Below are 24,675 nucleotides of genomic sequence, written 5' to 3' on the forward strand. Positions count from 1 at the left end.
ATCTGTGCAATATTGATATTATTATAGCCTATTTCATCTTAAGATATCACTATTCTTATATTAAGGTGAGGGCACTATCCATGAAAATACCTATTCAAAGATCTAGAAAAACAGGCATCTTCTTCGTTCTTACAGGAGCGATATGCTGGGGCATTGGCGGAACGGTTTCTCAGAAGCTGTTTCAACAATACGGAATCGAAGTCAACTGGTTTGTAACGGTACGACTGCTGATTGCCGGCATACTGCTTCTCGGAGTGCAATCCTTAACACCACGCCGCTGGCAAATTTTTGATATGTGGAAAAGCAGAAAAACAGCCTTGCAGCTAATCATTTTCGGTTTATTCGGGATGCTGGCTGTTCAGTATACGTACATGGCGTCCATTCAACATGGCAACTCCGCAGTAGCTACACTCCTTCAATATCTGTCACCTGTCATGATCATGATTTATATGATCTGGCGAAGACAGGCTGCTCTGACCAGAAAGGATGTTACATCAGCGATTCTGGCACTAAGCGGGTGTTTTCTTCTGCTGACAAATGGTTCTCTCTCCCAATTGTCTGTGGCGTTACCCGCAGTATTGTGGGGACTTTTATCCGGAGTTGCTGCTGCCTTCTATACCCTCTATGCTGTGAAACTGATTGAAAAGTTTGATTCACTGGTTGTGGTAGGCTGGGCAATGATTATCGGAGGGGCTGCACTGAGTCTCATCCACCCACCGTGGAAAATGGACTTTGTCAGCTTGCGTATGGAAACCTACGGATACTTGGCATTTACCATTATTTTTGGAACGATGATTGCATTCTGGTTCTATATCGAAAGTTTAAAAAGCCTGACAGCAAAAGAAACAAGTCTAATGGGAAGCGCTGAACCTCTTGCTGCCGTTGGCACGACAGTGATCTTGTTGAATGAACCTTTTGGTTTATTTCAATGGCTGGGGACCGCATGTATCATTGGATTGATCATACTGTTGCAGTCAAATCGCTCCAAACCCAAACCCATTCAAGTCAACGACAAATAACCTTCTTCGCATATAAATGCGCGATAGAAGGTTGTTAGTTGTCGTATATTGCTGGTTTAACACCAATATTGTTGTCTGCAATCCAAAAATCACTGTGCGATCTGGTCGCGGATGGATTGAAGTATTTTTTTCTCCAGCCGTGACACCTGCACCTGGGATATGCCCAGCCTGCTGGCGACCTCGGACTGGGTCTGATCCCGATAATACCGGAGGTATACAATCAGCCGTTCCCGTTCACTGAGACCGCCAATCGCTTCGTTAAGCGCAAGTTTGTCAAACCACCGTTCCTGAGACTCGTCGGCAATCTGGTCCATGAGTGTAATCGGATCGCCGTCATTCTCAAACACTGTCTCATGAATGGATGTCGGCGGTTTGTTGGCTTCCTGGGCAAATACCACTTCCTCCGGAGTTACCCCCAGTTCTGCAGCTACTTCCTTAATCGTTGGCAGACGATCGAGGTGTTTGGACAGTTCGTCCCTTTTTTTACGGACTTTATTCGCCATTTCCTTGAGTGAACGACTGACCTTGAGTGTACCGTCATCCCGCAGGAAACGCTGAATTTCTCCGATAATCATCGGGACAGCATAGGTGGAAAACTTCACATCATAACTGAGATCGAATTTATCCACCGATTTGAGCAGCCCGATACAACCAATCTGGAACAGATCTTCCGGCTCATATCCCCTGTTCATAAAACGTTGTACGACGGACCAGACGAGTCTGATGTTGCAGTTCACCAGCGTATCCCGCGCGACATGGTCACCCGACTGACTGAGCGCAATCAGCCGTTTGACCTCGGCATCGTCCAAATAGGTCTGTGAAGACTGTTTCACTTCAGCATCCATAAGAACACCAACCCCTAATTATACAATGCTTTCTTGGATTCGATCCTCTTCTTCATCTTGATGGAGGTGCCTCTGCCGGGCTCACTGCTGACTTCGAATTCATCCATGAAGTTTTCCATAATGGTGAAACCCATGCCCGAGCGCTCAAGTTCGGGTTTGGACGTATACAGCGGCTGTTTGGCCAGTTCAAGATCTTCGATGCCTTCACCACGGTCTTCCACAATAATGGTAATCATGTCATCGCGAATCTCGGCTTGAATGGACACGACACCTTCCGGATTGTTATTGTAACCGTGGATGATGCTGTTCGTTACGGCTTCCGAGATGACCGTCTTCAGATCACTGAGCTCGTCCATCGTAGGATCAAGCTGGGAGATGAAGGCAGCAACCGTCACCCGGGCGAACGATTCGTTCTCCGACTTGGCCGCGAATTGCAGATTCATGAAATTTGCCCCCGTTCCTTCATTCATGAGACGACCTCCAGACCTGAGAGAGCAGTTCCCTCATTTTCGTAAATCGGCATAATCTTGAACAATCCCGACATTTCCAGCAAACGATACACTGGCGGATTAACATCACAGACAACCATCTTGCCGCCTTTATTCTTAATGAGCTTGTATCTTCCCAAAATGACACCCAGACCCGAACTGTCCATAAATTGCAGATCTTTCAGGCTGAGTACCAGATGCTCGCATTGTCTGCGCTGAATAGCTTCATCCATCTGCATCCGTACCATGTCAGCTGTATGGTGATCCAGCTCCCCGGATAATCGCACAATCAGAATCCCGCGGTGATGTTCCATTTCCACATGCAAGTTCACGTTTGCTCACTCTCCTCCCTGTCTTGAACAAAGATTTCTACGTTTCCGAAGGCTTTTCCTGCCCCCCGACAAAACTAGAAGAAAACCCCTATTTAACTACAAAATATGTTCAAAGGATGTACGTACCCTGCATCAATCGCCACTTAATCGAACAACTTGGAGGTTGTGCGTTTAAACAGCTTCCACCAGCCAGCCTTGTTCACATCCTGAGGAGCCTGAATGTCGAATTCCTTAATTACCTCGTTGCCCTGGTAGACGACAAGCTTACCTACACTCTGACCTGCTTTAACCGGAGCTTTTAATTCTTTTGCCATCAGCAATTCATGACGAATCTCATCCGATTTCGCACCTTTGCGCATCAGCACACTATAATTTTGCGTTGCATTCAGCGGCAATTCGGACACTTCACCTTTTTCAATTTTCAGGCTGCCCAGCAGGTCCCCTGACTTGTAAAGAGCTTTCATCGTGTATTGCCCAAAAGCATAGTCAAACATCGAGGACACTTCACTGTTCCGTGTTTTCGTATTGGGTTCTCCAAGTACAACCGCGATGGTACGCAGCCCGTCCTTCATCGCGGTAGCCGAAAGACAGAACTTGGCTTCGGATGTATATCCTGTCTTCAATCCGTCCGCACCGGAGTAGAAACGAACTAATTTGTTGGTATTCACCAGCCAAAATGGCTTCTCGCTATCTTTACGAAGGTAGTCCTGGTATGCTCCTGTATATTTCGTGATCCCGGGATGCTTCAGCAGCTCACGACTCATGACCGCAATGTCATGGGCGGAAGAATAATGGTTCTCTACCGGCAAGCCGTTACAGTTGGAAAAATGAGTATCCTTCATGCCGAGCTCCTTCGCGCGCTCATTCATTAGCTGCACAAAGGCTTCCTCGGAGCCGGCAATTTTTTCGGCCATCGCTACAGAGGCATCATTACCGGATGCCATGGCAATGCCTTTTAACATATCATCGACCGTCATCTCTTCTCCAGGCTCCAGAAAAATCTGTGATCCACCCATGGATGCGGCATATTCACTCGTTCTCACTTTATCCGTCATCTTAAGCTTGCCCGAGTCGACCGCTTCAATGGTGAGCAGCATGGTCATAATCTTCGTAATGCTCGCCGGAGGCAGCTGATCATGACTGTTTTTTTCAAAAATAACCGTGCCCGTATCCGCATCCATCAAAATGGCGGAGCGTGCCGACGGGGCCAGATCTGCTCCTCCCGCAGCTTTCGGTTTTTCTTCAGCCAGCGCTGTTGATGCCACCAGGGGCAGCAGAATACAAAGGGTCATGAACGATGCCATTATTCGTTTCTTCACTAGGGTTACCTCCTCAAATGACTTGCTTACTGCATGTTCCATGCATGTACTGCTAATCATTGTCGGCCCGTTTGGACTAAATTATTCCATGTAAAGAATGATTTCCCGAACTTTTTATCTAATCGGTGTGAAACACAAAAAAAGTACCTGCACCCACTTCGTTGATGAGCAGCTTGTTACAGCAAATCAATAAAAAAAGCAATCTGCCCCAATGATTCTCACGAGGGAAGATTGCTTCTCTATATTACAACTTACATTTGTGGAATAACAGCCAGAACAAGGGCCAAGAAAGACTCACGAACACGCTCTGTCGTCTCCATAACCTCATCATGCGATAACGGCTGGTCCAGAATGCCGGCAGCCATGTTGCTGATACAGGAGATACCGAGCACTTCCAGGCCGGCGTGGCGTGCCACGATGACTTCGGAAACCGTCGACATGCCCACAGCATCTGCACCCAGTGTACGCAGCATCACGATCTCAGCTGGTGTCTCATAGTTCGGACCGAGCATCCCTGCATATACACCTTCACGTACATCAAAACCTTGTGAAGCGGCCGTGTCCTTCGCCAGCGCGCGCAAACGGCGGCTATAGGCTTCGGACAGATCCGGGAAGCGCACACCCAAGGCGGAGTCATTCGGTCCGATTAACGGATTCTTGCCTGTGAGATTCAGATGATCCGAGATCAGCATCAGGTCACCAGCTTCATATGAGGTGTTCACACCACCTGCTGCGTTCGTTACGAGCAAGGAAGTCACACCCAGTTCTTTCATAACACGTACCGGGAAAGCTGTCAGTTCCGGACCATATCCTTCGTACATATGGAAACGACCTTTCATCATGACGACCGGACGGCCTTTAATGGTTCCCACCAATAATTCGCCTTCATGTCCCTCGACTGTGGACACTGGAAAATGCGGAATATCCTGATAAGCGATGCTGACGCCATCTTCAATCAGTTCTGCCAAAATGCCAAGTCCTGAACCTAAAATCAAACCGACTTCCGGTTTAATGGAACTTTTGCTTTGAATGTAAGATGCCGCTTCCAAAATCATCTGTTGGTTTAATCCTGTCATAAGATGTTCCCCCTTGAGTTGAAACGTTCCGTCTGTTTCCGCAAATGCATCAATTGAAACATACACACTGAATCGATGCATTTGCTTATGTATAACGGCGTTTACGTGTGTTCAATTTATTTTATCCTAAATCGGTCTATTGTTCCGCTTTTTTTTGCAGATTTATATCCAAGTAGAAACTATTTTGCCCGCGGATGATGAGATTCATAAATCTCTTTCATCGTTTTGCGACCATGATGTCCATACTGCTGCCCAGGCTGCTCCACATGACCAAGCATGTCCTGCACCGCACGTGTATCTGCCCCACTGGCAATCAGATGAGCGGCAAAGGAGTGACGCAGCGTATGTGGCGTAATTTCACCTGAGATTCCCGCATCCACCGCTGCTTTTTTGAGCAGCTTCCAGAAGCCCTGACGGGTTAATCTTCTGCCGGACACGTTGACAAAGAGAGCCTGCTCGTCCGCCTCATTTTTGACTAACAGGTTGCGATACTCATTCACATAAACACTCGCCCACTGTGCTGCGGGCGCACCTATAGGCAAAATTCGTTCTTTGCCGGCACCTCCACAGCGGATAAAGCGCATACCTGGTTGTACATCCCTAACGTCCAGCGCAATCAGTTCGGAGACGCGAATGCCTGTTGCATACAATAGTTCCAGCATGGCCCGGTCACGAACACCCTGCGGTGAACGAGTATCAGGGGATGCGAGCAACAATTCGATCTCTTGGATGGTTAACACCTGTGGTGGTGTCTTGTCTGCTTTTGGAGCCTCCACATCAAACGTGGGGTCCTGTAATATCTCACCACGCCGCATCAAAAAATGAAAATAGGAGCGCAGGGATACGACACTGCGAGCAATAGTAGCATTCGCACGACCTGCCTGTTTCAGCTGACCTATAAACAGGATCACATGCGTCCGGCGTACCTGCTCCGCTTCCCGGATACCGTATTCTTTATCCGCAAATTCGATGAACTTGTCCACGTCCCGAAGATACGATTCCAGCGTGCTGCTCGACATCCCTTTATCCTCTTCCAAGTATAAGGCATAGGCGTGTATCGTCTGCTTCATGCACAACGCTCCTCATCTGACAGGACTGCCACACGGGCAACCTGCTTCCGTATTTGCATCCCTGGCTGTCCAGCTACTCTCCGTACCAATAGAATAAACGGAGACGCTCTGCCATCGTAGGACGTCCTTCCCCGTTACTAGGCCAAACCGTTTCCTGAAATACTTTAACCGCATTTCCTGTTGGCATCTGATATTGGTCCACAGGTGAGATCCAGCCGTTGAACAAATCCAGGACATGATAAAACAGATAAACTAATGCAGCAAAAAATACGATAAATCGAATAAAACGGAGCCCTCTCCGTAGCGATATAATCATGGGTTGTACCCCCTCCTGGTTCGAACTGATTCGTCTAGAATCAGGGTATGTCCGCAAACACAGGAATATGACATTCAGGGTAAACCTCACATCACACGCTGGACCAAAAAAGCTCTCCCGTCAAAACCGCCGGTGAGAGCTTGAAGATATGCTATGTTATTCTTCATCTTTGGGCTTCTGGTCATTTTTAGCTTTGCAACGGTAACAAATCCCATGGAAATCCAGTCGGTGATCTACTACCGAAAAGTTAAATTCCCGCTCCAGTCGCTCTTCAAGCGGTCCAAGCCAGTCTTCACGTATTTCATCCATACTTCCGCATTGAACACAGATTAAGTGATGATGGTGATGCTTGGATGTATCTCCGCGTAGATCATAACGCGCTACACCGTCGCCGAAGTTGATTTTCTCTACAACATGCAGCTCACTCAGCAGTTCGAGGGTACGGTACACGGTTGCCAGACCGATTTCGGGAGCCTTTTCTTTCACGAGCATGAATACGTCTTCTGCGCTCAGATGATCTTCTTCATTCTCAAGAAGTACTCTTACGGTGGCTTCCCGCTGGGGCGTTAATTTATATCCTTGGGACTGTAGTTGCTGCTTAATTTTATCGATCCGTGCTTCCATTTTCTCCCTCCCCCTAGGAAATCACTGCACACTGCAACTTAACCCACTTCTTTCATTATAGGGGGAGTACATAATTAAAGTCAACATTTTACACGTTCACAGCGCAAGCTAAGCAGGTAGTAACATCGGCGTGACCCAACGCATCATCGCAGGTGTGACCCATGTTTCAAATGACGCAACCCCTAACAGCAGCGCTGCCATAACGAGAGTCAACACCATGTAAGAAGCAAAAGGTTTCTGACGGCCTGGCGTCCGCTGCATCAGAACACGGTTCCGAATAATATATAAGGAAAAGGTCATGGCCGACACACTGCAAATCAGCAGTACCGGAATCACAAATAAATTATGAGGTGCAACGGAAACCAGAGCAAACAATAACCCTTTCCAGGAATACTGTCCGACAAGGTAACCCACTGTAAATCCAATAAGCACACCTTTCAGAAAATCCAGAACCAGTATGCCCGGCAGGCCGATGACCGATAAACCCAGAATGAAGATCAGACCTACCCATTTTAGATGAAGCATGGCAATGTCCCAATAGGTCCCGGTTTCAACAACTTGTCCGCTATGCTGTACCGTCATGAAAAAATTGCCCAGATATCCTTCAAGATCCTGGCGTTGTTCAAGGGACAGGGCGTTGACCATCAGGGCGCCAAAAATGACACCCACCAGAAACAAAACAGCCACGAATACATATAACGAGCTTTGGCCTTTGAATGTGAAGTAGGCAGAGCGCATACAGGTGCGAGTCCCCTTTCCGGTTATCATGCTGCAAGGATTTCGAATGTAATCCTCATAGTCATTCTTATGAACCGGAATGCACACGTATGACTCTTGTCCAAGATTCAGCTTCCTTCTTCAAGACCAATGTCGTTTCAACACCCCATTTGCTAAATCACTTTATGAGCCTACTACAAATTTCTCTACTCCGATCTTTCCTTGTTAGACACCTTTCCGTACGTGCCTCCGCCTCCGGATGACAATTCCAGTTGACCATTCCGTGCCGCCACGATAAGGCCTGCGAGAACAGGTCCAACGACCTCTGCAAGTTCAACCTCACTTGTACGATGCAATACGTTCATTTCCGTTCCAAAGCGGTCCAGCAGCTGGCGCAGCTTGGCTTTCCCCAAACCTGGAATGAATTCCAACGGTACCTGATAGTGATAAGCAGGCCGGTTTGCTGGAACATGCGGGCTCTCCCGATCAGCGATGGCCAATATGCGATCAAGTACACCCTGCACTAGCTTCACACTGCCACAGTGTGGACAGCGTTCAGCCGACATCGCTTGCTCATCCATAATGCTTCCACAGGCTGCACAATAGGTACGGTGGTATTTGCCAAGTCTCGGATCCAAGCCATAGTTGGCCATAATACTTCTGCCTTCCTGTCCCTTGAGTGCCATGTTGAATTCTTCAAAGGAAGGCTTTGCGAGCTGCAACTCGTTATACTCTCGTCCAATCTTACCCAGAGAATGAGCATCCGAGTTGGTCAGAAAAGGAACTTGATCCAGCTCCCGAATGTAGCTGGCCATGGATGAATCGGAGCTGAGTCCAAGCTCGACGGCATCGATCAGGCTTGGGTCCAGCACATCAGCCATACGAGGGGCTGTGCTGCCATATATGCCTTTATGCGGGGTAAAAGCATGCGCTGGCACAATAAGCCCACCCCGCGCTTTAATCTCAGCCTGCATCTCAAGCGCAGGTACATACACCCGCTGAGAGCTCAGGTTCACATTTTTCATATAACGTTTCATCCAGTCCGTGAAGGACTTCATCGTTTTCAGATCACGGAAGTAGGCCAGCATATGAAACTCCCGCATCCCCGGTTCACGCAGCTCCAATTCCGTACCCAGCAGGATGGTTGTGTCCTGATAAGCAATGCCCCCTCCCTCAAGTTCGGACATCGTGCCGTTCTCCAGCAGCTGTTCGATGTCCATTTGCACAACCGGAGAGTGGCAATCAATGACACCGAGTAGATGAATTCCTTTGCGATCCGAGGCTTCCCTGGCAATGTTCTCAAATGTCAGATCACGGCTGCCGCTGATTTTGACAGCTTCACCACGTGAGGTTCGGCCAATGTGAATGTGGAGGTCTGCATAACAGGGATCCCAACCCGCAGACGCTGCCCGTTGCTCATTCATCGTTAAAACCGTCCTGTCGTTCTGTAAAGATCCCAGGCATACACAGCCATCATCGTTTTGGCATCACTAATCCGATTCTGATCCATCAACTCGTATGCCTCTTCAATCGTAATCTCGGACACTTCGAGAAATTCATCTTCGTCCAAAGCCATGTCTCCTGCTTCCAGCTCTTCGGCGATGTACAAATGGATGATCTCATCCGCAAATCCGGGTGACGTATAAAATGAACGCAGATGCCGCAGTGATTTAGCTACATAACCAGTCTCTTCACGCAATTCGCGTGCTGCTGCCACTTCAGGTTCTTCTCCCGGGTCCAGCTTGCCTGCCGGAATTTCCACTTCGGTACGTCCCATGGCCTGACGATACTGATCTACCACCAACATGCGATCGCCATTCAGGGCGAGCACTGCGACTGCTCCAGGATGACGGATAATCTCACGGGTAGCGGTTTGGCCGTTGGGCAGCTTCACGGTATCAACCTGTAGCGAAATGACTTTACCCTTGAAAATGGGCTCTGTGGATATCGTCTCTTCATCAAGTTTTGGATTGGCCAGGTGCTTAGGATTGGTTGAGTTCATCTGATTTTCAACTCCACTTCTTCAAATTTTGGTTCTCTTTATACGTATAAACCTCTGTTTTTTGGCATATGGTGAGCTTATAGCCATTTCAAGCCAATATAGCGAATCAGGGGGACAACCAATGAACAGTTATTTAACACCGCAATCCGTACACGTGGTCGGACAAGCCAGACAAGTCCAGCTCATCCTCAAACAATGGGTTCGTGAGTGGGGTCCCGAAGCCAAATTAATCGATATGCTCGCTGGACGCAAATGATTCTGTTCAGGGTCTGTCGTACCCATGAATATAACATGGTTTTGCCAAAAAGTCCGAACTCGGTTTGTACCGGATTCGGACTTTTCGGTTGAAGGACGGGGAGTTTAAGCCCCGTCTTTTTGAATTACTTTTTACTTGTAGCCGTTTCCTGAATAATGGCCACAACCACTTGGGACAGCTTCACAATATCCTCGGCGCGGATGCGTTCTTTCGTCGTATGGATATATTCATAGCCAACAGCCAGGTTGACCGTAGGTATGTTGAACCCATTAAAGATGTTGGCATCACTGCCACCACCGGATGCAAACGTGCTGGTCTCCAGACCCAGGCTTCGAATAGCACGCTGCGCAAGCTGAACAACCTCGTGTTCATCATGGAAGCCAAATGCAGGATACAGGATCTCACTTCGGAATTCAGCGGTTGCACCATATTTGCGGCATGTCGTTTCCAGAGCTTCACGCATCTGAGCTACTTGCAGTTCTACCTTTTCCTGCACAATACTGCGTGCCTCAGCCTCGATCTGTACAAAATCACAGACAACGTTCAGTGCTGAACCGCCCTGGAATTTGCCGATGTTCGCCGTAGTCTCATCATCAATTCGTCCCAGCTTCATCGCCGCAATTGCTTTGGCAGCCACTTGAATGGCACTGATCCCATCTTCCGGATTCACACCCGCATGTGCGGATTTTCCATAGATGTTCATTTGAATTTCCGCTCTGGCTGGAGCAGCCACACAAATTGTACCCACCGCTCCGTTGGAATCCAGGGCATAACCGAACTCGGCTTCAATATCCTTCGGATTCATTGCACGTGCACCAACCAGACCCGATTCTTCACCGACAGTAATTACGAATTGAATTTTCCCGTGAGGGATGTTGTTCTCTTGAATGGCTCGAATCGCTTCAAATAAAGCGGCAATCCCCGCCTTGTCATCTGCACCCAGAATGGTCGTGCCATCACTGCGAATCCAGCCGTCTTCACCCAGCTCAGGTTTAATTCCCTGTCCAGGTGTTACGGTATCCATATGACAGGTGAAAAAGATGGGCGCTACTTCTTCCGCACCCTCGGCTTCCCAGGTAATCACGAGATTACCCGCGCCATGTCCGGTTTTCTCCATCGTGTCGTCCTCATATACGCTGAGGCCAAGCTGAGTAAATTGTTCTTTTAACACTTTTGATATATTCTGTTCATGGGTTGTCTCACTATCAATCTGCACCAGTTCCATAAACTGATCAATAACGCGCTGCTGTTTTATCATAGGACTTTCCTACCTTTCGTCAATACGTTACAATACAATTACTATGGTCTGTTTATTCATTTGTTGAAAGGAGTTCTCTCATCATGCAAAAAAAGAAATGGTTCCGCATCATTATCTATCTCATGCTGCTCGCCATGATTGGGTCCACCCTTTTCATTGCGCTCGAACCTTTATTGTTCGGATAGAAACCTGAAGCCTTTTGACTGTCTGACTTACAGACGGAGAAGGGCTTCTTTTTCTGTAATCCAGGTAATCTCATACGGGAAAATCCGATTGAAGTATGGAACGATATCCTGTGCAACCTGTTCCACAGTGTAGGTTTTGCCTGTAATATCCTCGAGCGAGGTCACACCATACTGCTCAATGCCGCAAGGAATAATTCCCTGGAAACCTGCGTGCTGAATGCCGGAGGTGATATTAAAAGCAAATCCGTGACTCGTCACGAAGCCACGCCGATGTTTACACCGATTGAACTTTACACCGATGGCGGCAATTTTCAGATCTTCGATCCATACACCCGTGTAACCCTCTTTGCGTCCCGCTTCAATACCCTGATCAGCCAGATAATCAATAATCATCTGTTCCAGACAGCGTAAATAGCCATGTAAATCCAAAGCTTCATCCCGTCCAAGAACAAGCAGCGGGTAACCTACCAATTGGCCAGGGCCATGATAAGTAATATCACCGCCGCGGTCAATTTGAAACAAGGAGATGCCTTGCTCCCGCAGTTCATCTTCACTGAGAAGCAGGTGCTCCGGGTGATTCTGTGAACCGATCGTATACGTCGGTGGATGCTGGAGCAACAGCATCTGTTCCGCTCCTTCTCCCTCATCCAGTTGCTGCACAATCGCTTTCTGGCGGTTCCAAGCCTCTTCATAATCAAGCATCGGTATGTATACAACATCCAGCGGCTTGCTCATGATTTCTCCACACCCTTCTGTTTCAATGTTCATTGCCTGATGAGCATTATTGAAGAAAACGGGAAAAGTGCACGGCCTTTGGCACATACACTTTCCCATTATCCATCTATTCAGCGCCGGGCATCATTAGTAACTCATTGAAATGATGCATACGCTCTCCTTAATAAACTTTCGTTTCCATCGTGTATCCTTCAAGGTTCTCTTTTACACGTTGCAGGAAGCGTCCGCTGATGACCCCATCCAAAATACGATGATCCAGGGAAAGACAAAGGTTCGCCATGGAACGGACAGCAATCATGTCATTGATGACCACAGGTTTCTTCACGATGGACTCAAATGTAAGAATCGCTGCCTGCGGGTAGTTAATAATAGGTTGCGACAGAATCGAACCAAATGATCCCGTATTGTTCACCGTGAACGTACCGCCCTGCATATGGTCCAGCTTCAAAGTACCTTCACGTGTTTTACGTGCCAGCTCATCCACTTCCCGGGCTAACCCTGCAATATTGCGCTGATCCGCGTGTTTGATTACAGGTGTCAGTACAGAATCTTCTGTACCGACTGCCATGGACAGGTTGATATCCCGTTTCACAATAATTTTGTCGACAGCCCAAACGGAGTTCATGATTGGATAGTCTTTAATGGCGTTGACGACGCCCTTCATCATGAAGGACAGATACGTCAGGTTAATGCCTTCCTTACGCTTGAACTCATCCTTGAGTTTGTTGCGGAGCATTACCAGATTGGTCACGTCCACTTCAATCATCGTCCATGCGTGCGGAATTTCCGATACACTTTGACGCATATTACGTGCAATAGCATTACGAACGGGGGTAACGTCGATGAAATATTCGGATCTTCCCTGGCCGCCACCCTCGACTTCGATTTGCGGGATTTTCGGACTTTCAGTCAGATGTATGCCGGAATGTCTTACAGGAACGCCTGCATCAGCTGCAGGGATAGACTCCGCATTAGATGGGCCGGTTTCTCCGACGCTCCGGTTCAGGCCGCTGAACGGTGAAGAAGAAGGCGCTCCTGAAGGTGCATGCTGCCCTGAAACAGAAGACTCTGCAGGAACAGCACTTGTGTTACCTCCTTGTGCAACGTAAGCCAGCACATCCTTACGGGTAATCCGACCACCTGCTCCGGAACCCTGAATATTCTGCAAGTTCAAGCCATGTTCGGCTGCGAGTGTCTGCACCGCAGGGGAATACCGGTTACGCATTGGCTGATTGGGATCATGAACTGCCGTACTCACTGCACCTGCCGCAGGTGTGTAACTCGCACGTTGTTGTACATGGCCTTGGGCCTCATTATGTTGCTGCGTGGTTGGTGTTACCTGCTCTGAGGCCTCCTCATCGGTAGCAGCAACCTGCATACGGCAGATCGCTTCTCCAACAGCAATGGTCGTGCCTTCTTCGACCAACAGGTCACCCATAATTCCATCAACGGTTGATGGAATCTCTGCGTTGACTTTATCCGTAATGACTTCACAGATTGGCTCGTATTGTTCAACCCGGTCACCCGGTTTTTTCAACCATTTGGCAATGGTAGCCGAGACCAGCGATTCCGCCAGCTGCGGCATAATGACCTCGATCCATTTCATACTCATTGGTTTTATCACTCCAAACTTTGCTTTTAAACGATCTCACTACACGAATTAATACTCGGCAAGCGTACGCATCGCTTCCTTGGCTTTATCCTTGCTCAGCATATAAAATTTCTCCAATGTTGGGCTAATCGGCATTGCCGGTACATCCGGTCCGCAGAGACGCTGAATCGGCGCATCCAGTTCGAACAGGCATTCTTCACTAATGATAGCTGCCACTTCAGCTCCTACACCACCGGTTTTATTATCTTCGTGCACAATCAACACTTTTCCTGTCAGACGAGCCGATGCAATGATGGCTTCGCGATCAAGCGGCTGTAATGTGCGCAGATCCAGAACGTGAGCAGTAATGCCTTCTTCACGCTCCAGCTCCTCGGCAGCCTGCATGACAAAATGAAGTGGCTGGCTGTAACCGATAACTGTAATATCTGCTCCTTCACGAAGCACGTTGGCTTTACCAATTGGAACGATGTAATCATCCTCAGGCACATCTTCCTTGATCAGCTTGTAGCATTTTTTGTTCTCAAAAAAGAGTACCGGATCCGGGTCGCGAATGGCTGCTTTGAGCAGTCCCTTCGCATCGTATGCCGAGTAAGGAGCTATAATTTTCAGACCCGGTGTGCCAAAGAAGATCGATTCCGGACATTGGGAATGATACAACCCACCGAAAATACCGCCGCCAATCGGCGCACGAATAACGATCGGACAACTCCAGTCATTGTTGGAGCGATAGCGAATTTTGGCCGCTTCACTAATAATCTGATTCGTTGCAGGCAGCATGAAATCCGAATATTGCATTTCGGCAATAGGTTTCATGCCATACATCGCAGCACCAATGGCTACACCTGCAATGGCTGATTCGGACAAAGGTGTGTCCATGACACGCATTTCACCGAACTGATCCTGCAACCCTTTGGTTGTAGTGAACACGCCGCCTTTGACCCCTACATCCTCACCAAGGATAAAGACATTTTCATCCCGCTCCATCTCTTCTTTCATCGCGAGACGGATTGCATCAATATATTCCATAACCGCCATGCTTACCGTCCCCCTTCTTCGCTGTCCGCATATACGTGCGTCAGAGTGTCCTCAGGTTTTGGATATGGCGCGTTGTCTGCATATTCAGTCGCTTCTTTCATTTCCAACGCAAGCTGGGAAGCCAGATCCGCATCCCGGGCTTCGTCCCAGATGCCGCAGTCGATCAGATAGTTCTTCATGCGAAGGACGCCGTCCTTCTTCCAGTTCTCTTCAACCTCTTCCTTCGTCCGGTAAGCCAGATCATTGTCGGAAGTGGAATGCGGAGACAAACGATACATCATCGCTTCAATAAGCGTAGGTCCTTCACCAGCGATTGCGCGGCGGCGAGCTTCTTTAACTGCACCGTATACTTCCAGCGCATCGTTTCCGTCTACACGAAGTCCGGGGAACCCGTAACCAAGTGCACGATCCGATATTTTACCACTAAGCTGCTTGTGGATCGGAACCGAGATGGCATACTGATTGTTCTCACACATAATAATCACGGGAAGTTTATGAACCCCTGCGAAATTGGCACCTTCGTGGAAATCGCCCTGGTTGCTTGACCCTTCGCCAAAAGTTACAAAAGAAACGAATTCTTTCTTCTTCATTTTGGCAGCAAGTGCAAACCCTACAGCGTGCGGAACCTGTGTGGTAACCGGGCTGGAGCCCGTAACAATCCGCAGCTTTTTGTGCCCAAAGTGACCCGGCATTTGCCGTCCGCCACTATTCGGATCTTCCGCCTTTGCAAAAGCAGACAGCATCAGCTCACGTGGCGTCATGCCCACTGCCAGTACAAAGCCATAATCCCGGTAATACGGTAAATAATAATCGTGATCCCGGTCCAGACCGAAGGCAGCGCCTACTTGCGCAGCTTCCTGTCCTACACCGGATACGTGAAAGTTAATTTTGCCGGCCCGTTGCAAGAGCAAGCAACGCTCGTCGAACTTACGTGCGAGCAGCATGTATTTGTACATATCCAATACTTCACCATCGCTAAGTCCCAGCTGTTCATGCCGATGGACCGCGTCTGCAGTACCTTGTGAACTCATATGAGGTACCTCCTTTTAATCAGAGCCTGTGCCCGTCTTACTACCCGATCTTATAACCTGGTACTAAGACTTGGCTTAACCTTATTATAATCCCATTTACCCAAAAAAGGAAAGGACCTTTCTCATAAGCCTGTCCGGCTTACATTCCAATCGCTTTTCCGTCAACTGCCAACATAGCTTCACCCATGATTTCCGATAAAGAAGGGTGAGGATGGATCGTCTGTCCCACTTCCCAAGGTGTGGCATCCAGCATCTGAGCCAGAGAGGCCTCAGCGATCAGTTCCGTCACATGGGTACCGATCATATGTACACCCAATATATCATTCGTCTTGGCATCGGCGATTACCTTCACGAATCCATCCCGGCTTCCATGAACCAAGGATTTTCCAATCGCCTGGAACGGGAACTTGCCTGTTTTGACTTCGTAACCGCGCTCTTTGGCTTCACGCTCCGTGAATCCGATACTCGCTGCTTCCGGACGTGTATAGACACAACGCGGGATTCGATGCGATTCGACGGCATGTACCGTTTCACCCGCCAGATGATTCACAGCCAGAATACCTTCATGACTCGCCGCATGTGCAAGCTGTAATCCGCCGATAACATCGCCGATGGCATAAATATGTCCCTCACCGGTTTGCAAATGGTTGTTCACGGCAATGAAGCCACGTTCAAGCTTGATATCCGTATTTTCGAGTCCGATATTTTCGATATTGGCCTGACGACCAACTGACACCAGCATCTTGTCTGCTCTCAGGGTCTCGTGCTTCTCGTCCCCCAGCTTGACATCAATCTGAATACCGTCTTTCTCCACGCTATATGTCTCCGTCAGGACGCTGGCCCCTGTCAGGAAACGAACACCGCGTTTGCCAAGCAGTCTCTGCATTTCCTTCGCTACATCTTCATCCTCTGCTGGCAATACATGAGCGGCGGCTTCAACAACTGTAACTTCAACCCCAAAATCATTCAGCATGGAGGCCCATTCGAGGCCTATAACACCACCACCTACAATGATCAGAGATGCAGGAAGTTCGTCCATTCGCAGAGCCTCATCACTGCTCATGATGTACCTGCCGTCTGGCTCAAGACCTGGCAGCACCCGCGGGCGAGAGCCGGTTGCAATAATGAGATTGGTTGGCACCACTGTATCCATCTCGCCATCTTCGAACTCGACAGCGACTGCACCGCTCTGAGGAGAGAAAATGGAAGGTCCGATCACGCGCCCATTGGCGTGCACGACCTGAATTTTATTTTTTTTCATTAAATACTGCACACCTTGATGAAGCTGCTCCACAATCGCATCCTTGCGCGCCTGCACTTTTGGAAATACAAGTGTTGCCCCAGCTGTCTCAATACCGTAAGCTTCACTCTCTTGAATCTCCGCATACACTTCCGCACTTCGCAGCAATGCCTTACTCGGAATACAGCCACGATGCAGACAGGTGCCCCCCAGCTTATCCTTCTCGATAATAACGACCTGTTTCCCTAACTGTGCAGCACGGATGGCAGCAACGTACCCTCCGGTTCCTCCTCCAAGAATGGCAACATCACATGTAATTGGCATCTCTTATGTTCTCCTCTATAAATGTAATTTCGATGAATTTGTAAGATGATGATTCGGATGATTCTCTGTTTCATAGACATTTATCTGTATTCCATTGTACTCCCCTTGAGCAGCCAACTCAAAATTTGACTCTGAAACGCATGGACAGCTTCTGGAAACCAAGCTATGATGGAATCAGGTATGACCTGTAAGCGCAACCTTTATTTTACGTCAACTTCAACCAGAAGGAGTTTAATGGTGATGAATACTAGACTTGTCTTTGCACGATTTGTGGCGATTCTTGTTCTGGTCATTCCCGGGTTAATGGCCATGAAGGGATTTCTGATGATGAAAGACGCCCTTTTCCTGTATTATGCCGAGCATGGGAACGAGCAGATCTCCCCAGGTTTTCAATGGCTCTCCTTTGGCGGAGGACTTGTCCTGTTTGCCGCAGGCATGAGCTTTCTGGGAGGCTGGATTCTATTCCGTGACCGCAAGCGTAATTATGTAGGACCCCGTTTTCGGTCCAAAAGCGCACCCGCAGCCGATAAAGCAGACACGCCCGGTACGACTTCCTGAGTCCGGGCTTTTTGTCATTTTTTCTGGCTGCACTTTTCATCATCCGGACCTTATAACTACCTTTATATACCTCGCACGATCAGGTATAATGCTTATTTATTCAAACACATATTTTGCATAAATTCAGAGTTAGTATCTTGAATATGCACAATGCCCACTCTTCCATAGTCAGGATGGATCAACATGGTATCGTTTATCATTACGCTAAAAAGATTGCTCAAAGGCATTTTCCATGCCTTCAAGGACCAGAAGTTCCTGGCTTTGTTTGTATTAACTGCTGCGACACTTCTCTCGGGCACGTTATTTTATACCCGCGTTGAAGGGCTGCACTGGATTGATGCCCTGTATTTCTGTGCAGTAACTCTAACCACGGTGGGACATCCGGATTTTGTACCGTCGACCGGATTCGGCAAGGCATTTACGGTCATCTATATGTTTGCAGGCATCGGCCTCACCTTCGCCATGATTGCCAGAATTACAGCAGGTATTCTATTTCCCCGTAAATTGCAGACAGAAGAGAACCCGGAGTAGTCTCCGGGTTATTCGTATAATGCATCCCGCAGCTTGGTGGACATGCGTGACTCTTTGGAAGAGGACTTCAGAATCGTTCTGCGCAACGTCAGATTACTGGCTTGCAGCCGCTCCGCTTCAGCGAATAAATCTGCAAACAACATCTGCGCAGCTTCGTCAAGGGTCGACTGCCCTTTCAAACGTTCATATCGCTCCTGCAATTCGGATAATGCTTCACTCATCGTTAACACCTCTTTTCAATCGCTCCTGGTTCATCCACTACACTGACGTAACCAACAGCTTAACAATCCATATAGTAACACAAAGCTGCTCAGATTAGTTCTGGCTCTTACTAAAGATTTTGTGGTACTCTGTAATGGTCGCTTTTTTTTGTTGAATCCCGTATGTGAGAGGAGTAGCAGAACTGTGCAAACAGGACGAATTACTGTAATTACAGGACCTATGTTTAGTGAAAAATCCGGTGAACTCATTCGCCGTTGTCAAAAATTAATACAATTTGGCCGTAAAAAGGTCGTTGCCTACAAACCTGCTGAAGATGATCGATTTGCCCAAGACGAGATTGTTAGCCGTATCGGCTATCGTTTGCCTGCCCATTCCATTCCCCGGCAATTGACCCCGGAATCTGTGGAAATGATCCTGACTCAGACCAAAGATGCTGATGTTGTTGCATTTGATGAAGTGCAATTTTTCAGCAGTGCCATCATGGAACTGGTCTCCGAGCTTGCCTACTGTGGCAAACATGTCATCGTGGATGGATTGAATATGGATTACCGTGGCAAGGAATTCGGATATGTTGGCGGTTTACTCGCCATGGCGGATGACATCGAGAAGCTGTCGGCATTCTGTGCCGTATGTGGAAGCCCGGATGCAGCTTTTACCCAGCGTATCGTTAATGGAGAGCCTGTGACGCTTGGCCCGGTTGTCATGATTGGCGATTCAGAGGCTTACGAGCCACGCTGCCGCTGCTGCTTCATCCCTCCTCACAAAGTTGAATGCTGAGCTGATTCAGCTTACAATGATTCGTCTATAGATTCTGATCAGCGGTATCTGCTGCTACAGTTTTCCTTGAAATTTTAAAAAAAGCCCCTTAGGGCTTTTTTTGCTATAGCTCCTATTTTACCAGCATACCCTTAATATACCTCTCCTTATCTAGTTTGTTAATTCTTTCTGTACACAAAAAAGCACCGCCTTGCAGCGATGCTTCCCATCCGTCATCTCCCGCTAGTCCCGGGAAACAAAATATTTGTTGGTCATGTAGTAAGCGTCGCCACGCGACGTTTCTACCATTCCTTTTTTGGCATCCAAAAATACAATTTCTTTGCACTTGGTGCAGTACCATTTGGTGCGCTTATATGGAGATTCCGTAACATATGCCGTGCCACATTTGCAATCAATCTTCATTAATAACTCGGTTGATTTATATGCGCTGGACAAACGTTCCATGTTATCCTGCTGCTGTGTAGGCATAATTGTCTGCTGATAATCCGATAAATGATTCTGAACTTTAAAATCTGCTACCAATCCTGCATTCAATCCAAAAAACTCCTTGCCGATTTCGGTCACGAAGCGCTTCTCATTTCTGTAGCAATCCAGCCACTCAATAATCTGCTTATTTGACAGTGGAACCGTACCCTTGATACCGCTGTTTAAGGTGTAGGTCATGATGTATAAAGTATCGTCTTGTCTACCTGAGTACATTAGAATCCTCCTTCGAATACATTTGCTAATGTACTACAAAAACGCTCATAAATCAAAGCAATGTTATTTCCTGAGCGTATCTCTTCCTTATTAAATGGGTAACATTCCTCGATGTTCCGCCAATGATTTACAAGAACTGCATACACCTGTAACATTTCCCTGGGAAGTCGCATAATGCACGATGGACTTCACTTTTTTATTACAAATGGAACAATGGTACCTCCTTTCCTTTTTGGGAGTATAATCGGATAGTTTTACTACATTTGAGTTTGATTTGAATCTACGCACGAAGTTCAGCCATTTCATCTCTTTCTCTCTCTTCCTTGATTGCCTTCTAAGGGGAGAATTGCTTATGCTTGGGCAATAATTGATCCTACAATGGGTTATGTATACGATTCCAAGTTGCATGTCTATCTCATAAACTATTCGACGTTTTGAGCCTTTTTCCTGTTTTTAATCACTAGGCATATAAAAAAAACCGACAGAACCTGCTCCAGCTTCTTAATCAAGAATAGAGCAGGCGTCATCGGTGGAGCTTTATTTATAAAACGTCCCAAGAACTTCAAGCTCAGGGGAGCGCTCAATTCGAAATGGATAGATATATCCCAGATTCAGCTTGGCAAACTTGCGACTCCACAGGTCAAGACCAGATGTAAATTGGTACGCCTGATAGACAAACTTGGAACAATAATTGCGTTCAATACTATGCAAATTCGTCTGCAGACGATAGTATTTCACCTGTTTGTAATGTTCCTGTACCCACTCCGCAGCCTTTACCCCCGCCTGATTCAATCTGGAGCGAAATACAATAAAACGATCCCCTTCATAAAAGCGGGTAATGTACCAGTCCATCGAATCGGCAAATACAGGCCCGTAAGGGTGAACGTGATACACTTTACCATCGAGCCCAATAATCCCCATATGCCCGGCGTAATAAGTCGATTCCGAACTTGGCGTATACACAATATCCCCCGGCTCCAGCTTCATCTGGCCCAAAGCGGTAATTGGCAAATCCTGATGCAGCCTTCTCGCCGCTGAACGTGTGCGACGTCCTTCCACCAGCAGTCGGTGCATTTTCCCAGCAACAGCGAGATAAATTTCAGACCATTTGATTCTTTTTTTCTCAGGGTCTTTGAACCAACGATGAATCAATGTGGATATACGTTGAAATTCTTTTTTCATATTCTGCACTCCACTCTAATCTGTTTTACATTTTTTGATGTTTTTTTCACTTCTATGGCTCATTATAGACAGTTGATGATGCGTGTTCAATTCCGGTGCCTATTCTATGTTGTGCAATTAGGGGAAGTTCATACCCAAACCGATGCTAAAAAAAGCAGTTCCGGCATTAGCCGGAACTACTTCGTTTGAGTTAAACTTAGTATGAAGAGATTCTATTCTTCCACAACACCAAGCGCTTTATTTTTCTCCTTAAAACGGCTGTTATGGGAAGACACATAAGCAACTTTCTCTGCTTCAGGATCCATATACAGTTTGGCGCTGTTTACCGCGAGTGCTGCATCCGTAAATGTACCAGCAATCAGATACAGTTTACTTCCGTAATCGACAAAGTCTCCTGCGGCGAAGACACCTGGGATATTCGTTTGCAGCTTCTCTGTTGTACTGACATGCCATTCACCAAGATCAAGTCCCCAATCCCGGATCGGACCAAAATCGCTCTTCATGCCATGGTTGACGATAATCGCATCCACATCAAGAATTTCGCTATCACCTGTCTCCACATGGGATATTGTCACCTGTTCGATGCTTTCACCACTTTGACTGTGCAAAGTATCAACGGCATACGGTGTACGAATATCCACTGAGGATTCTCTCATCCTCAGTACATTGCGCTCCAATCCGCCAAAGCGGTCACGACGATGTACAACCGTTACTTGTTCTGCCAGTGCTTCAAGCTCATTCGCCCAATCCACAGCGGAGTCACCTCCACCAGAGATCAGTACACGTTTGCCACGGAAGGGTTCCAGCTCTTGTACCGTATAGTGAAGATTGGTAACCTCATAACGGTCAGCGCCTTCAAGCTCCAGCTTGGCCATTTTATATATACCATACCCGATCGCCAATATGACGGTACGTGTCCAGTGTTGTTCTCCTGTAGCCGATGTCAGCAGAATCGTGCCATCTGGCTGACGCTCAAATCCTTCAATTTGCTGTTCAAACACAATCGTTGGCTCAAATGTTCTCGCCTGTTCTTCCAGCTGTTTTATTAAATTTTCACACAGAATGGGGGTAACTCCGCCAACATCCCAGATCATTTTCTCTGGATAAAAGAGCATGCGACCACCCAATTTATCCCGCGCCTCAATCAATTTGGTCTTCATATCACGCATCCCGCTGTAAAATGCAGAATACATGCCGGCAGGTCCCCCGCCGATAATTGTTACATCATATAATTCCAAATGCTGATCCATTTCGTTACCTCCATCAGTTCGATCCAAAGCGCTCGACTATTTGATATCGATTCTCATTATCACTATTTTTCTAGTCTAATGGGAAACTTATCAAATTACAATGGCTAAAATTCAAACATTTCTTATACAAAACTGCCATCCCGTTGGTCCGCTATTTCACTTTGGGAGCTGCCAGTAAATGTTCGACGACAAAATCGAGCTGTTTGTTGATTGAATATACATCCGAATAATAGAAAAAATCAAAATCAATTTCAATTAAACGACCTTCTTTGACAGCAGGTACACTGCTCCATACCGGGTTATCCGTCAGATTGTCCGCCCCTTCATATACCGAACGAAACACGTAGTCGCCCAAGTATTGGGGAAGAACTTCCATGGATACCGTTGAAGCTGCAGCTTCTGATACTTTATCTATTTTTTGTTGAACCTTTTCGGGTGCTTCCATTTCCAAGTACTCATAAATGGCTTGTGAGCCTCGTCCATATTGCTTGCTTTCTGCAATCGACATGCTTTTGAGACCACCCTCGACAATGGAAACCGTTTTGTCCAATATTCCAGCATCTGCCAGCTTTTGTTTGCTTTCCTCTACTTTGCTGTTGAGATTATTAATTAAAACGTCAGCTTCCTGCTCTTTGCCAAAAATGCTGGCTATACTGTGGAGTCTTTCTTCTGTTGTCATTTTCTCATATGGGACATACACCGTTGGTGCAATATCTTTTAATAACGTGTAAGTCTCTTCTGAAGGAACAATAATCAAATCTGGGTCCAGATCAATGACAGCTTCAGGATTTGGTTCAAACCAGGTGCCCAGTGAATTTACACCTTCAAGCTCATTCTTATATGCAGCTCCGTCGTATACGTCCGATGTAGCAATGGGCTTAATTCCAAGTGCAACGACGTCTCCTTGGAGATAGAGTACAACAACCCGTTTAGGATTTGCCGGAACAACAACATCACCCTTAACCGTGGGAACCGTGCGCGTTCCATTTTCATTATTCGTTTGGCTACCTGATTCTGATGACGAGGATGCCGCTGTGCTGCTGGATGAGTTCGCATTGGTGCCTTCTCCCGTTGTCGGCGTTGTTGCGGAACCTGTTGAACAGGCTGATAAAAGCAATGTGATGCTCAAAAGTGCAACCATAATCATGCTGGAGCTTGTTTTTCTTCTTTTCATTAATGTAGACCCTCCGTCTATATATTGATAATGATTCTCATAATCAATATATCCTCGCATCCATCTCCAGCCAATGGACGATTCGGAGAATTGTAATGGACGATCCTCTGCCAGACTCTGATCTCTTATTTTTCGCTGATAGAGCGTGGGAGAAAGGCCTACATGTTTTTTGAAAATACGGCTGAAATAATACACATCCGCGTATCCCACTTCTGCCGCGATTTCACGTAGGGTTGCATCCGATCGCATAAGCAGATTCCGGGCCTCGGCCAGTCTTGTTTGAATGAGATAATCAATCGGACTGTGTCCTGTCTTTCGTTTAAATTGCATGGATAAATGACGGGAGCTGTAATTGAATTGTTCAGCCAGAAAATCCAAAGTGACCTGTTCCCTATAATGCTGCTGTATGTAGCGGAGTGTTTGCTCAATAGGGTCTGGAAGCACCGTTCTTATCTCCTGCTGTGCCAATTGAAACGATAATTCATGAATAAATTGGTAGAACAAACTTTTCACTTGAAGTAAGTCCAGGCTGTCTGCCTGATCCCAAGCTTTCTCCAGCGCACCAAAATAGCGCATTAAAGTAAGCGGATCACTCGGCGTAAACCCGTATTGCAAAGAAAACGGAGCAACCTGAGGTTGTGGCAACTGCCATGTTTTACGATGACTTGGAAACACAAGGAATGCCCTGTAGAACAGCAAAAAATATTCAAACTTTTCGCTTACCCGAATATCCAGTGATGATCCTTTACCACCATGCAGAATACAGAATCGCTGTGCTTCATGTGCATTTCCATCCAA

The 24,675-nt window shown here is 47.2% G+C and carries 28 protein-coding genes; 6 read left to right on the forward strand and 22 right to left on the reverse strand.

Features of this window, described 5'->3' with window-relative positions:
• The first annotated feature begins 80 nt into the window (after positions 1 to 80).
• Positions 81 to 1,019 carry a DMT family transporter gene (locus tag P364_RS0115170; protein ID WP_029881017.1) on the forward strand — a complete coding sequence of 313 codons (939 nt, stop codon included), beginning with the start codon at positions 81 to 83 and terminating at the stop codon, positions 1,017 to 1,019.
• 89 nt (positions 1,020 to 1,108) lie between these two features.
• On the opposite strand, the gene sigF is transcribed toward P364_RS0115170, so the two are convergent.
• From sigF to P364_RS0115225, 11 genes are all read right to left on the reverse strand, one after another.
• Positions 1,109 to 1,864: an RNA polymerase sporulation sigma factor SigF gene (gene sigF / locus P364_RS0115175; protein WP_024630954.1), complete on the reverse strand. Its 756-nt coding sequence runs from the start codon at positions 1,862 to 1,864 to the stop codon at positions 1,109 to 1,111.
• Between the two features lie 14 nt (positions 1,865 to 1,878).
• Positions 1,879 to 2,334 (reverse strand): anti-sigma F factor, encoded by a 456-nt coding sequence (gene spoIIAB / locus P364_RS0115180; protein WP_024630955.1) that lies wholly within the window; start codon positions 2,332 to 2,334, stop codon positions 1,879 to 1,881.
• Positions 2,331 to 2,684: an anti-sigma F factor antagonist gene (gene spoIIAA / locus P364_RS0115185; protein ID WP_036663380.1), complete on the reverse strand. Its 354-nt coding sequence runs from the start codon at positions 2,682 to 2,684 to the stop codon at positions 2,331 to 2,333. Before spoIIAA ends, spoIIAB begins: the two co-directional genes overlap by 4 nt.
• A 143-nt stretch (positions 2,685 to 2,827) precedes the next feature.
• On the reverse strand, positions 2,828 to 3,976 hold the full coding sequence (locus tag P364_RS0115190) for a D-alanyl-D-alanine carboxypeptidase family protein (protein ID WP_373456198.1): 1,149 nt from the start codon (positions 3,974 to 3,976) through the stop codon (positions 2,828 to 2,830).
• A 278-nt stretch (positions 3,977 to 4,254) separates the two neighbouring features.
• Positions 4,255 to 5,079 (reverse strand): purine-nucleoside phosphorylase, encoded by an 825-nt coding sequence (locus P364_RS0115195; protein WP_024630958.1) that lies wholly within the window; start codon positions 5,077 to 5,079, stop codon positions 4,255 to 4,257.
• A 179-nt stretch (positions 5,080 to 5,258) separates the two neighbouring features.
• Positions 5,259 to 6,149, reverse strand: coding sequence for a tyrosine recombinase (locus P364_RS0115200; RefSeq protein ID WP_024630959.1), 891 nt, complete (start codon positions 6,147 to 6,149; stop codon positions 5,259 to 5,261).
• A 73-nt stretch (positions 6,150 to 6,222) separates the two neighbouring features.
• Positions 6,223 to 6,465 carry a DUF4227 family protein gene (locus P364_RS0115205; protein WP_024630960.1) on the reverse strand — a complete coding sequence of 81 codons (243 nt, stop codon included), beginning with the start codon at positions 6,463 to 6,465 and terminating at the stop codon, positions 6,223 to 6,225.
• A gap of 156 nt (positions 6,466 to 6,621) precedes the next feature.
• On the reverse strand, positions 6,622 to 7,089 hold the full coding sequence (fur, locus tag P364_RS0115210) for a ferric iron uptake transcriptional regulator (protein WP_024630961.1): 468 nt from the start codon (positions 7,087 to 7,089) through the stop codon (positions 6,622 to 6,624).
• Positions 7,090 to 7,197: 108 nt separating this feature from the next.
• Positions 7,198 to 7,827: a stage II sporulation protein M gene (gene spoIIM / locus P364_RS0115215; protein WP_024630962.1), complete on the reverse strand. Its 630-nt coding sequence runs from the start codon at positions 7,825 to 7,827 to the stop codon at positions 7,198 to 7,200.
• 185 nt (positions 7,828 to 8,012) lie between these two features.
• Positions 8,013 to 9,230 (reverse strand): endonuclease Q family protein, encoded by a 1,218-nt coding sequence (locus P364_RS0115220; protein WP_024630963.1) that lies wholly within the window; start codon positions 9,228 to 9,230, stop codon positions 8,013 to 8,015.
• Positions 9,231 to 9,232: 2 nt separating this feature from the next.
• Positions 9,233 to 9,808 (reverse strand): NUDIX domain-containing protein, encoded by a 576-nt coding sequence (locus P364_RS0115225; RefSeq protein WP_024630964.1) that lies wholly within the window; start codon positions 9,806 to 9,808, stop codon positions 9,233 to 9,235.
• A 121-nt stretch (positions 9,809 to 9,929) separates the two neighbouring features.
• On the opposite strand from P364_RS0115225, the gene P364_RS37365 reads away from it, so the two are divergent.
• The gene (locus P364_RS37365; RefSeq protein ID WP_143805505.1) at positions 9,930 to 10,064 is read left to right on the forward strand and encodes a Z-ring formation inhibitor MciZ; all 135 of its coding nucleotides are present in this window, start codon (positions 9,930 to 9,932) and stop codon (positions 10,062 to 10,064) included.
• 124 nt (positions 10,065 to 10,188) lie between these two features.
• On the opposite strand, the gene P364_RS0115235 is transcribed toward P364_RS37365, so the two are convergent.
• The gene (locus P364_RS0115235) at positions 10,189 to 11,322 is read right to left on the reverse strand and encodes a tripeptidase T (protein WP_024630965.1); all 1,134 of its coding nucleotides are present in this window, start codon (positions 11,320 to 11,322) and stop codon (positions 10,189 to 10,191) included.
• An 83-nt stretch (positions 11,323 to 11,405) separates the two neighbouring features.
• Here P364_RS0115235 and prli42 point away from each other — a divergent pair, with 83 nt between their 5' ends.
• On the forward strand, positions 11,406 to 11,507 hold the full coding sequence (gene prli42 / locus P364_RS37370) for a stressosome-associated protein Prli42 (protein WP_090810668.1): 102 nt from the start codon (positions 11,406 to 11,408) through the stop codon (positions 11,505 to 11,507).
• Positions 11,508 to 11,534: 27 nt separating this feature from the next.
• On the opposite strand, the gene lipB is transcribed toward prli42, so the two are convergent.
• From lipB to lpdA, 5 genes are all read right to left on the reverse strand, one after another.
• Positions 11,535 to 12,242, reverse strand: a complete 708-nt coding sequence (lipB, locus tag P364_RS0115245) for a lipoyl(octanoyl) transferase LipB (RefSeq protein WP_024630966.1) — start codon at positions 12,240 to 12,242, stop codon at positions 11,535 to 11,537.
• 160 nt (positions 12,243 to 12,402) lie between these two features.
• Positions 12,403 to 13,854: a dihydrolipoamide acetyltransferase family protein gene (locus P364_RS0115250; RefSeq protein ID WP_024630967.1), complete on the reverse strand. Its 1,452-nt coding sequence runs from the start codon at positions 13,852 to 13,854 to the stop codon at positions 12,403 to 12,405.
• A 48-nt stretch (positions 13,855 to 13,902) separates the two neighbouring features.
• Positions 13,903 to 14,889: an alpha-ketoacid dehydrogenase subunit beta gene (locus P364_RS0115255; protein WP_024630968.1), complete on the reverse strand. Its 987-nt coding sequence runs from the start codon at positions 14,887 to 14,889 to the stop codon at positions 13,903 to 13,905.
• A gap of 2 nt (positions 14,890 to 14,891) precedes the next feature.
• Positions 14,892 to 15,920 (reverse strand): thiamine pyrophosphate-dependent dehydrogenase E1 component subunit alpha, encoded by a 1,029-nt coding sequence (locus tag P364_RS0115260; protein WP_024630969.1) that lies wholly within the window; start codon positions 15,918 to 15,920, stop codon positions 14,892 to 14,894.
• 139 nt (positions 15,921 to 16,059) lie between these two features.
• Positions 16,060 to 17,484 (reverse strand): dihydrolipoyl dehydrogenase, encoded by a 1,425-nt coding sequence (gene lpdA / locus P364_RS0115265; RefSeq protein WP_024630970.1) that lies wholly within the window; start codon positions 17,482 to 17,484, stop codon positions 16,060 to 16,062.
• A 234-nt stretch (positions 17,485 to 17,718) separates the two neighbouring features.
• Between lpdA and P364_RS0115270 the strand changes: the two genes are divergently transcribed.
• Together P364_RS0115270 and P364_RS0115275 are read left to right on the forward strand one after the other, a co-directional pair.
• Entirely contained in the window at positions 17,719 to 18,042 is a 324-nt protein-coding gene (locus tag P364_RS0115270) for a DUF2627 domain-containing protein (protein WP_029881018.1), read from the forward strand.
• 183 nt (positions 18,043 to 18,225) lie between these two features.
• A complete protein-coding gene (locus tag P364_RS0115275) occupies positions 18,226 to 18,573 on the forward strand; it encodes a potassium channel family protein (protein WP_024630972.1) in 348 nt (115 codons plus the stop codon).
• 8 nt (positions 18,574 to 18,581) lie between these two features.
• Here P364_RS0115275 and P364_RS0115280 read toward each other — a convergent pair whose 3' ends face one another.
• Complete coding sequence (locus P364_RS0115280) at positions 18,582 to 18,794, reverse strand: hypothetical protein (protein WP_024630973.1); 213 nt, start codon at positions 18,792 to 18,794, stop codon at positions 18,582 to 18,584.
• A 184-nt stretch (positions 18,795 to 18,978) separates the two neighbouring features.
• Between P364_RS0115280 and P364_RS0115285 the strand changes: the two genes are divergently transcribed.
• Positions 18,979 to 19,572 (forward strand): thymidine kinase, encoded by a 594-nt coding sequence (locus P364_RS0115285; RefSeq protein WP_024630974.1) that lies wholly within the window; start codon positions 18,979 to 18,981, stop codon positions 19,570 to 19,572.
• Positions 19,573 to 19,794: 222 nt separating this feature from the next.
• Here the strand turns inward: P364_RS0115285 and P364_RS0115290 are convergent, their stop codons facing one another.
• The 4 genes from P364_RS0115290 to P364_RS35355 form a co-directional block, all read right to left on the reverse strand.
• Positions 19,795 to 20,271: a hypothetical protein gene (locus tag P364_RS0115290; RefSeq protein WP_024630975.1), complete on the reverse strand. Its 477-nt coding sequence runs from the start codon at positions 20,269 to 20,271 to the stop codon at positions 19,795 to 19,797.
• 537 nt (positions 20,272 to 20,808) lie between these two features.
• Positions 20,809 to 21,453 carry a hypothetical protein gene (locus P364_RS0115295; protein WP_024630976.1) on the reverse strand — a complete coding sequence of 215 codons (645 nt, stop codon included), beginning with the start codon at positions 21,451 to 21,453 and terminating at the stop codon, positions 20,809 to 20,811.
• A gap of 212 nt (positions 21,454 to 21,665) precedes the next feature.
• The gene (locus tag P364_RS0115300; protein ID WP_024630977.1) at positions 21,666 to 22,703 is read right to left on the reverse strand and encodes an NAD(P)/FAD-dependent oxidoreductase; all 1,038 of its coding nucleotides are present in this window, start codon (positions 22,701 to 22,703) and stop codon (positions 21,666 to 21,668) included.
• A 151-nt stretch (positions 22,704 to 22,854) separates the two neighbouring features.
• The gene (locus P364_RS35355; protein ID WP_236642087.1) at positions 22,855 to 24,675 is read right to left on the reverse strand and encodes an AraC family transcriptional regulator; all 1,821 of its coding nucleotides are present in this window, start codon (positions 24,673 to 24,675) and stop codon (positions 22,855 to 22,857) included.

This window comes from Paenibacillus sp. MAEPY2 (assembly GCF_000499205.1).
GTDB classification, from domain to species: Bacteria; Bacillota; Bacilli; order Paenibacillales; family Paenibacillaceae; genus Paenibacillus; species Paenibacillus vandeheii.

What these genes read in the sequence shown, in the direction of transcription:
- P364_RS0115205 (WP_024630960.1), bottom strand. Translation starts at nt 6,465, where the DNA reads ATGATTATATCGCTACGGAGAGGGCTCCGTTTTATTCGATTTATCGTA.
- P364_RS0115280 (WP_024630973.1), bottom strand. Translation starts at nt 18,794, where the DNA reads ATGAGTGAAGCATTATCCGAATTGCAGGAGCGATATGAACGTTTGAAA.
- P364_RS0115260 (WP_024630969.1), bottom strand. Translation starts at nt 15,920, where the DNA reads ATGAGTTCACAAGGTACTGCAGACGCGGTCCATCGGCATGAACAGCTG.
- prli42 (WP_090810668.1), top strand. Translation starts at nt 11,406, where the DNA reads ATGCAAAAAAAGAAATGGTTCCGCATCATTATCTATCTCATGCTGCTC.
- P364_RS0115195 (WP_024630958.1), bottom strand. Translation starts at nt 5,079, where the DNA reads ATGACAGGATTAAACCAACAGATGATTTTGGAAGCGGCATCTTACATT.
- spoIIM (WP_024630962.1), bottom strand. Translation starts at nt 7,827, where the DNA reads ATGCGCTCTGCCTACTTCACATTCAAAGGCCAAAGCTCGTTATATGTA.
- sigF (WP_024630954.1), bottom strand. Translation starts at nt 1,864, where the DNA reads ATGGATGCTGAAGTGAAACAGTCTTCACAGACCTATTTGGACGATGCC.
- P364_RS0115235 (WP_024630965.1), bottom strand. Translation starts at nt 11,322, where the DNA reads ATGATAAAACAGCAGCGCGTTATTGATCAGTTTATGGAACTGGTGCAG.
- fur (WP_024630961.1), bottom strand. Translation starts at nt 7,089, where the DNA reads ATGGAAGCACGGATCGATAAAATTAAGCAGCAACTACAGTCCCAAGGA.
- P364_RS0115270 (WP_029881018.1), top strand. Translation starts at nt 17,719, where the DNA reads ATGGTGATGAATACTAGACTTGTCTTTGCACGATTTGTGGCGATTCTT.
- P364_RS0115290 (WP_024630975.1), bottom strand. Translation starts at nt 20,271, where the DNA reads ATGTACTCAGGTAGACAAGACGATACTTTATACATCATGACCTACACC.
- spoIIAB (WP_024630955.1), bottom strand. Translation starts at nt 2,334, where the DNA reads ATGAATGAAGGAACGGGGGCAAATTTCATGAATCTGCAATTCGCGGCC.
- P364_RS0115190 (WP_373456198.1), bottom strand. Translation starts at nt 3,976, where the DNA reads ATGACCCTTTGTATTCTGCTGCCCCTGGTGGCATCAACAGCGCTGGCT.
- P364_RS0115255 (WP_024630968.1), bottom strand. Translation starts at nt 14,889, where the DNA reads ATGGCGGTTATGGAATATATTGATGCAATCCGTCTCGCGATGAAAGAA.
- P364_RS0115220 (WP_024630963.1), bottom strand. Translation starts at nt 9,230, where the DNA reads ATGAATGAGCAACGGGCAGCGTCTGCGGGTTGGGATCCCTGTTATGCA.
- P364_RS0115275 (WP_024630972.1), top strand. Translation starts at nt 18,226, where the DNA reads ATGGTATCGTTTATCATTACGCTAAAAAGATTGCTCAAAGGCATTTTC.
- P364_RS0115295 (WP_024630976.1), bottom strand. Translation starts at nt 21,453, where the DNA reads ATGAAAAAAGAATTTCAACGTATATCCACATTGATTCATCGTTGGTTC.
- P364_RS0115200 (WP_024630959.1), bottom strand. Translation starts at nt 6,149, where the DNA reads ATGAAGCAGACGATACACGCCTATGCCTTATACTTGGAAGAGGATAAA.
- P364_RS37365 (WP_143805505.1), top strand. Translation starts at nt 9,930, where the DNA reads ATGAACAGTTATTTAACACCGCAATCCGTACACGTGGTCGGACAAGCC.
- P364_RS0115250 (WP_024630967.1), bottom strand. Translation starts at nt 13,854, where the DNA reads ATGAGTATGAAATGGATCGAGGTCATTATGCCGCAGCTGGCGGAATCG.
- P364_RS0115225 (WP_024630964.1), bottom strand. Translation starts at nt 9,808, where the DNA reads ATGAACTCAACCAATCCTAAGCACCTGGCCAATCCAAAACTTGATGAA.
- P364_RS0115300 (WP_024630977.1), bottom strand. Translation starts at nt 22,703, where the DNA reads ATGGATCAGCATTTGGAATTATATGATGTAACAATTATCGGCGGGGGA.
- P364_RS0115170 (WP_029881017.1), top strand. Translation starts at nt 81, where the DNA reads ATGAAAATACCTATTCAAAGATCTAGAAAAACAGGCATCTTCTTCGTT.
- lipB (WP_024630966.1), bottom strand. Translation starts at nt 12,242, where the DNA reads ATGAGCAAGCCGCTGGATGTTGTATACATACCGATGCTTGATTATGAA.
- lpdA (WP_024630970.1), bottom strand. Translation starts at nt 17,484, where the DNA reads ATGCCAATTACATGTGATGTTGCCATTCTTGGAGGAGGAACCGGAGGG.